The sequence below is a fragment of the Rhizomicrobium sp. genome (assembly GCF_056722145.1).
Genome location: NZ_JBWZET010000219.1, coordinates 1 through 7,005, shown reverse-complemented (window position 1 = coordinate 7,005; position 7,005 = coordinate 1). Strand labels below are relative to the sequence as shown.

The following is a 7,005-nucleotide window of genomic DNA, read 5'->3' as shown; positions in this document are numbered from 1 at the left end:
GGGGCCGCCGTGGAACATCTGGGCCGATCACGGCGATGCGTTGGTGTTGCGCGATGCCGGTATCATCCAGTTTTTCTGCGCCGATAACCAGGAAGTGTTTGACACCGTTCTCGCCGCCTTCCGCCTGGCCGAAGATCCGCGCGTGATGATGCCGGTGATGGTGTGCATGGAGGGTTTCATCCTGTCGCATCGCACGGCGCAGATCGAGGTGCCGGAGCAGGGCATGGTCGACGATTTTCTTCCCTCTACGGATGTTCCCCATCGCCTGGCGCAGGTTCCCCACACCCTCGGCCAGATCGAGGTGCCGCATCAGACCGAAGTGCACCGGCTGCAGCACCACCAGGCGATGCTGGGCGCGCCGGCCGTCTATGCCGAAATCCAGAATGAATTCGAGACCATTTTCGGCCGCCGTCCGCCCGATGTCCTGGTGCCGTACCGTTGTGACGACGCCGAGACGGTGATCGTCTCGATGGGCACCATTCCGACCACGGCGGAACGCGTGGTCGATGCGCTTCGCGCCCAGGGCAAAAAAATCGGCTCCTTGCGCGTCCGCATGTTTCGGCCGCTGCTGGTGGACGCGATCCGTGCGATCTATGCCGGCAAGAAGCGCATCGCGGTGATCGATCGGAATATCGGGCTTGGGGTCGGTGGCGTGTTGTGGAGCGACACCCGCGCCTTCGCCGATCCCGGCGCAGTGATGCAGGATTATCTTGCCGGCATGGGTGGCGGCGACATCCGTCCCGAGCATATCGTCAAGATGGTGGCGGATATCGAAGCCCGCTGCGAAACCGGCGCGCCGATGCTGATGGAGGCGGTGTGATGAACGAGCCCATCCTCGGCGGTCTTTGCCAGAGCGAGCGTGATCGCGCCGAACCGATTTTCCGCCAAGGCAATACCAATTGCGGCGGTTGCGGCATGTCGATCACGCTGCAGATGCTGCGCCGCGCCGTCGGCCACCAGCCGGTGCAGATGGTGATCCCGGCCTGTTGCGGCGCCGTGGCCGGCGGCACCTTCCCGCAAGCGACGTTCGGCGTGCCGACGTTGATGACGACCTTCGCCTCAGCCTGCGCGGCGGCGTCGGGCATGGCGGCGGTGGCGCGGCTCAACGACGAACCCACCCGCATCATCGTGCTGGCGGGCGACGGCGGCACCTTCGACATCGGCTTTGCCTGCCTGTCGGCGGCGGCCGAGCGCAACGAAGACATCCTGTTCATCTGCTACGACAACGAAATTTACGGCAATACCGGCGGCCAGCGCTCCTCGGCGACGCCGCAAGGGGCGGTGACCTCCAACACCCTGGAAGGCAAGGTCGAGCAGAAGAAGGACATTCTGGCGGTGATGGCGGCGCACCGGGTGCCCTATGCCGCCTCGGTCAGCCTCGCCCATGTGGAAGACACGCACCGCAAATTCACCTATGCTATCGCCGAGAAGGGGTTCCGCTTCCTGCATGTGCTGTCGCCGTGTCCGACCGGTTGGAAGTCGGAACCGGCGCTGGGCCTTGAACTGGTGCGGCTCGCGGTGCGCTCCGGCTTGTGGCCCGTCTACGAGATTTTCGACGGCAAGCGGCATGTGGTGAACATCGAACCGGATTTCTCCGACGAGGCGTTGAACATGTACCTGTCGCTGCAACGCCGCTTCCAGAAGTCGGGCCTGTCGGCGGCGGACTTGCGCCCCGCCATCGATCGCTATTGGCAGAACTTAAGGTCGCTCACGGGCCGCATCGTCCCGGCGCGGCGGGAGGGATGATCCATGCGCAAATACGTCGGTCAACGCATCAAGGCGCTGCGCGAGGCGCAGGATATGAGCCTCGAACAGGTGGCGCAGCTGGCGGGCATCGATCCCGAGCGGCTGAGGGCCTATGAGGACGGCTCTGCGGTGCCGGCGATCGGCGCGGTGATCCAGCTCAGCCGCGTGCTCGGCTCCAAGACCGAGGGGCTCCTCCTCGGCGGCGCCACGGTGTCGGAGCAGCTCACCATCTGCCGTGCCGGCGAAGCCTTCGCGGGCGACCAGGGCGATACCGAACAGAGCTATGCCTATCAGTCGCTGACGCGCCCCGGCACCGAAGGCCATCGCATGGAGCCGTTCCTGCTTGCCTTCGATCCCGGCGCGCCGAAGCCGGTGCCGATCACCCATGACGGCCAGGAATTCTGCTACGTCCTGTCGGGCCTGATCGAATTCACCTATGACGGGCGCTGTTTCATTCTCGAACCGGGCGACAGCGTCTACCACGACGCCGCGCGGCCGCACGCCTTCCACGGCCTCGGCACCACGGTGTCGCGCATGCTGGCGGTGGTGAGTTCTTAACGGCTGTTTTTTGCCCTCTGCCACGGCTATGCTCATGCCGCGTGAGGGGGGCATCACCATGAAGACGGCTATCGCACTTGTTGCTGCGGCGATCTGTGCTGCGAGCGCGTATGGCGGCGCCGGACCCACCAAGCCGCACACATGTACCGGGCCCGCCGAATGGAATGCGCAAGGGATCGGCGGCGAGGTGACGCTCGCTTTCACCATCACCGCGCAAGGCACGGTGACGGACGTTCGCGTGCTCGATACCAGTGGCTATCCCGAGATGGACGCGCGGGCCATGGAATGCGCCCGCGATTGGGAATATCGCCCGGTCGTCAAAGACGGTGTGGCCGTCGCGACGCCGTGGCGGACCGTGTTGATGATGGGCGATGTCCCGACGGCGATGGCCTCCAAGCGGGCGCGCGAGCCGCTGAAACGCGATATTCATGACTGCGTGTTGGCGGCGGGCACAATCGATCCCTCACCTGATGTCCAAGAAACCACGGACATTCGCGTGATTTTCCCACGTACAGGCAAGCCGATCGTGAAAATCGAACTGTCCACTGCCAGTGAGGCCCTGACCCGGGTTGTGGAAACATGTGCCAACCGCTCGCCGGCGCTGGCGGGGGCAGGTCGGCCGGGGACGACGGCGTTGTTGTCGTTCAACTGGTCGGGGATCGCCCGCTTTGAACGGTCGCGGCAGCGGGTCGTGACGCCTCCATCGCCTCACGGCTGATAAGGTTACCGTTGGTCTCCGATCCGGCATGCAGGCGGCGGCCAGTTTCAAACATCGTCCGCAGGCGGAACACTCCCGGTGCGCGGCTCGTTATTTCGGGCCACACAGAGGAGAAACGTATGGCTGACAACAACCAGCAGGGCAAGCATACCGGCAAGGACCAGAAGAACCAGGGCAAGGGCTCGCAGCACGGGTCCGGCCAGTCGTCCGGTCAATCGTCGGGTGGTTCGTCCCAACGCTCGAATGAAGGCAATCGCGACCAGAAGAAGCGCGAAAGCGAATGACGGTGGCTGCGGGGTCGTTTCGGCGGCCCCGCGGCATTTTTCAGTCCTGCACCAGGGAAAGCGCTGTCGTATAAGAACTCTGGCTTGATACCGGGGTTTTCCATGCGACGTGCGCTGTCCTTTTTTCTCGCCGCGGCCGCCTTCACCGTGCCGGCCTTGGCCGATGGCGTGGCGCTCGACACCTTCATTGGCGGGCGTGTCGTCAAGCATTTGGCAAGCGGCGACGGCGGCTGGTTCGCTTCTGCGCCGGACCGCGTCAGCTACACCTATCAATGGCCGGGCGTTTATTTCGAAGCCGCCTTCACCGGGGATGCCGTCGACCTCAAGGTCAACGATGACCAGAACAACCTCTATGTCGTGGTCGACGGCGTTCACAAGCTGACGTTGACGCGGCCGGGCAAGACGACCGTTTCGTTGAAGGACCTCGGCCCTGGCCGCCACGTTGTGCGGCTGGAAAAATCAAGCGAGACCCAGGCGACCACCGGCAGCTTTGAAGGTTTTTTCGTGCCGTCGTCGTCCAACGCGCTGCCGGCGCCCTCTTATGCGCGGCGGATCGAATTCATCGGCGATTCCTACACCGTCGGCTACGGCAACATCAGCCGCGGCCAGGTCTGCACCAGCGACGACGTGCGCGACACCACCGATACGTCGCTCGCCTGGGGGCCGACCGTCGCCAAGCATTTCGGTGCCGCCTATCGCATCAACGCCTATTCCGGCCGCGGCATGGTACGCAACTACAACGGATTGGCGGTGGGCGACACGCTGCCCTATCTCTACAAGTTCTCGCTGTTCGACCATTCGGTGGCCGCGAGCGACGACGGCTGGACGCCCGACGTGGTCGTGGTCGGTCTCGGCACCAATGATTTCTCCACCCAGCTCAATGCGGGCGAAAAGTGGAAGACGCGCGACGAGTTGCACGCCGATTACGTGCGCACCTACGCCGACTTCATCAAATCGCTGCGCGCCAAATATCCCGGCGCCCACATCATCCTGATGGCGCCCGACAACAATAACGGCGAAACCGCCGAGAACATGAAAGCGGCGGCGGCGCTGGCGCAAAGCGAAGGTATCGGCGATCTTGAAACCGTTGTGTTCAACGGCCTCGACTGGATGGCCTGCCATTATCACCCCTCGCTCAAGGATGAGGCAGTGCTGTCGAATCTGGTGATCGAGCGGATTTCGCACTTGCCGCAATTCGCGCCGGCTGCGGCCCAATAAAGCGCGGCAACGCTGAGGCTTTCAATGCGCCGCCGGCCGGGTGTATCGCCCGCGCCGGGAGCTTGGCGTGTTCACTTTATCTTCCGGCCACCTGATCGGGCTGTTCGCGACGCTGGCGGCGTTCGTGGCGCTGGCCCTACACGCGGCGCGGGCGGTCGGCTCGGCGGAAGGCTTTTCGCTTTCCGGGCGGCGGGCGGGCACCAGCATGGTCGCCGGTACGATTGCCGGCACCAGCGTGGCGGGCTCTTCCACCATCGGCACTGCGCAACTCGCGTTTTCCTGCGGCCTGACGGCGTGGTGGTTCACGCTCGGCGTTGGGCTGGCGCTGGTGGTGATGGCGCTGTTCTATGCGCGGCCGCTGCGCGCCTCGGGTCTCGAAACCCTGCCGCAATATCTGACGCGCCACTACGGCCAAGCAGCCGGTTTGATCGCCAGCGCGGCCTCATCGCTTGGCATCCTGTTCAGCGCCGTGGCGAGCGCGATTTCCGGCATCGCCCTGATCGGCGTCGTGTTCGCGCTCGAGCCCTGGCAGGCGGGGGCGATCATTGCTGTGCTGGTGCTCGGGACCGTTTTCTTCGGCGGCCTCAAGGGCGCCGGATTGGCGGGGCTGTTGAAAATGGGGGCGATCGGATTGGCACTGCTGGTGGCCGGCATCACCGCGGTGGTGGCGCTGGCGCGGTTGCCGGATTTTTCGGCGGCGTTTCCCTTGTCGCCGTGGTTCAATCCGTTCGCGCGAGGCGTTTCCGAGACCGCCGCCGATGTCATCGCGCTCCTTGTCGGCATGATCTGCACCCAGACCTATATCCAGGCGATCTTCGCCGGCCGCGATTCCGCCACCGCGGCGCGCGGCACCCTGGTGGCGGCGATGCTGTGCATTCCGGTGGGCCTGCCGTGCGTGGCGATCGGCATGGCGATGCACGCGGCGCACCCGCAGATGGCGGCGATTTATGCACTGCCGGCTTGGCTCATCAGCGAAGTGCCGCCGCTGATCGGTGGCATCGGGCTGGCCGGCATCCTGTTCTCCGTGGTCGGATCAATCGCCGGACTGGCGCTCGGCATCGGCACCATGATCGCCGGCGATTTCGGCCGTGGCCTGCTCGGCTGGCGCGACGGCCGGGCGCTATTGTGGCTCAACCGCTTCGCGGTGCTGGCGGTGACCGGGCTCGCCTTCGCCATCGCGCTCGCCAACGCCGGCTCCGAAGTGCTGGCATGGAATTATTTGTCGATGGCGCTGCGCGGTGCCGGCGTGTTCCTGCCGATGGCGCTCGCCGTATTCTGGCCGCGGCATCTTGGTGGGCGCTGGGCGGCGGCGTCGATGGCCGCCGCAACGCTGGGCGCGGTATGCGGACGGTTCGTCTTCCATCTGGCGCTGCCGCCGCTGTTCATCGGGCTGGCGATCAGCGCGGCCCTCGTCGGCGCCGGCATTCTGTTCTCGGCAACGCGTCAGTCCGGCGCCTTGAGCCGATAGCCGACGCCTTGTTCGGTCAGGATCAGCTTCGGCTGCTCGGGGTCGGTTTCGATCTTCTGGCGCAGGGTGCGGATGTAGATGCGCAAATACTGTACGTCGGTTTCGGTGCCCCACACCTCGGACAGGATGAATTTGTGCGTCAGCACCTTGCCGGCATGCGCCACCAGCAGGCGCAGGATGTCGTACTCCTTGGGCGTCAGCTTGACCTCGGCCCCGGTGGCGGTCACGACGCGGCGCACCAGATCGACGGTCAGTTCGGCGACCTTGAACACGGGGCGTTCGCCTTCCTGCTGCAAGCGATGGCGCAGCGCGGTGCGAATGCGGGCGAGCAGCTCTTCGATGCCGAACGGCTTGGTGACGTAATCGTCAGCACCAAGATCGAGGGCCCTGACCTTGCCCGCTTCATCGGTGCGCACCGACAGGACCACGATCGGCACCGTCGATCCGGCCTCGCGGACGCGGCGGATGATCTCGAAGCCGTCCATGCCGGGCAGGCCGAGGTCGAGCACCAGGACATCGGGCGCCGGATTGAGCGCCAGCTGGGCAAGCGCCGCATTGCCGTCCTCGGCATCGACGACGGTGTAGCCCTGCGAGCCGAGCGAGGTGTGGAGGAAACGCCGGATCGCCGGTTCGTCGTCGACCACAAGGATGCGCAAAGGGTTCATGACGCCTCGATGGGAAGGGTGATGGTGAAGACCGCGCCGCTGCGGTCTTTGCGATTTCCGGCGGTCAGCGTGCCGCCCATGGCTTCCACGAAACCGCGGGCGATCGCAAGCCCGAGGCCGGTGGAGGCGCGTTTGCGGTCGGCCGCCAACACGCGATAGAATTTGTCGAAGATGCGTTCGAGGTCTTCCGGCGGAATTCCGGGACCTTGGTCGGCGATTTCGATACGGATGGCATTGGTGTCGCGGCGGGCGGCGAGCATCACCGGCGAATTCTCCGGCGTGTATTTGCCGGCGTTGTCGAGCAGGTTGAACAGCACCTGTTCGAACAGCACCGGATCGAGCCTCACC

The 7,005-nt window shown here is 65.1% G+C and carries 8 protein-coding genes and 1 pseudogene; 7 read left to right on the top strand and 2 right to left on the bottom strand.

Features of this window, described 5'->3' with window-relative positions:
- From porA to AC1P6P_RS11930, 7 genes and pseudogenes are all read left to right on the top strand, one after another.
- Nucleotides 1–820, top strand: a pseudogene (porA, locus tag AC1P6P_RS11960) (pyruvate ferredoxin oxidoreductase); the annotation flags it as partial.
- Complete coding sequence (locus tag AC1P6P_RS11955; RefSeq protein WP_481402667.1) at nucleotides 820–1,746, top strand: thiamine pyrophosphate-dependent enzyme; 927 nt, start codon at nucleotides 820–822, stop codon at nucleotides 1,744–1,746. The pseudogene porA and the gene AC1P6P_RS11955, both read left to right, overlap by 1 nt.
- 3 nt (nucleotides 1,747–1,749) lie before the next feature.
- Entirely contained in the window at nucleotides 1,750–2,304 is a 555-nt protein-coding gene (locus AC1P6P_RS11950; protein ID WP_481402666.1) for a helix-turn-helix domain-containing protein, read from the top strand.
- A gap of 58 nt (nucleotides 2,305–2,362) precedes the next feature.
- On the top strand, nucleotides 2,363–3,022 hold the full coding sequence (locus AC1P6P_RS11945) for an energy transducer TonB (RefSeq protein ID WP_481402665.1): 660 nt from the start codon (nucleotides 2,363–2,365) through the stop codon (nucleotides 3,020–3,022).
- A 119-nt stretch (nucleotides 3,023–3,141) separates the two neighbouring features.
- A complete protein-coding gene (locus AC1P6P_RS11940; protein WP_481402664.1) occupies nucleotides 3,142–3,306 on the top strand; it encodes a hypothetical protein in 165 nt (54 codons plus the stop codon).
- Between the two features lie 102 nt (nucleotides 3,307–3,408).
- Entirely contained in the window at nucleotides 3,409–4,524 is a 1,116-nt protein-coding gene (locus AC1P6P_RS11935; RefSeq protein WP_481402663.1) for an SGNH/GDSL hydrolase family protein, read from the top strand.
- 67 nt (nucleotides 4,525–4,591) lie between these two features.
- Nucleotides 4,592–5,992, top strand: coding sequence for a sodium:solute symporter family protein (locus AC1P6P_RS11930; RefSeq protein WP_481402662.1), 1,401 nt, complete (start codon nucleotides 4,592–4,594; stop codon nucleotides 5,990–5,992).
- On the opposite strand, the gene AC1P6P_RS11925 is transcribed toward AC1P6P_RS11930, so the two are convergent.
- Complete coding sequence (locus tag AC1P6P_RS11925; protein WP_481402661.1) at nucleotides 5,968–6,657, bottom strand: response regulator; 690 nt, start codon at nucleotides 6,655–6,657, stop codon at nucleotides 5,968–5,970. The two genes, AC1P6P_RS11930 and AC1P6P_RS11925, sit on opposite strands and share 25 nt — an antisense overlap.
- Nucleotides 6,654–7,005: sensor histidine kinase (locus AC1P6P_RS11920; RefSeq protein ID WP_481402660.1), on the bottom strand; the 352-nt coding region annotated here is incomplete at its 5' end. The genes AC1P6P_RS11925 and AC1P6P_RS11920, both read right to left, overlap by 4 nt.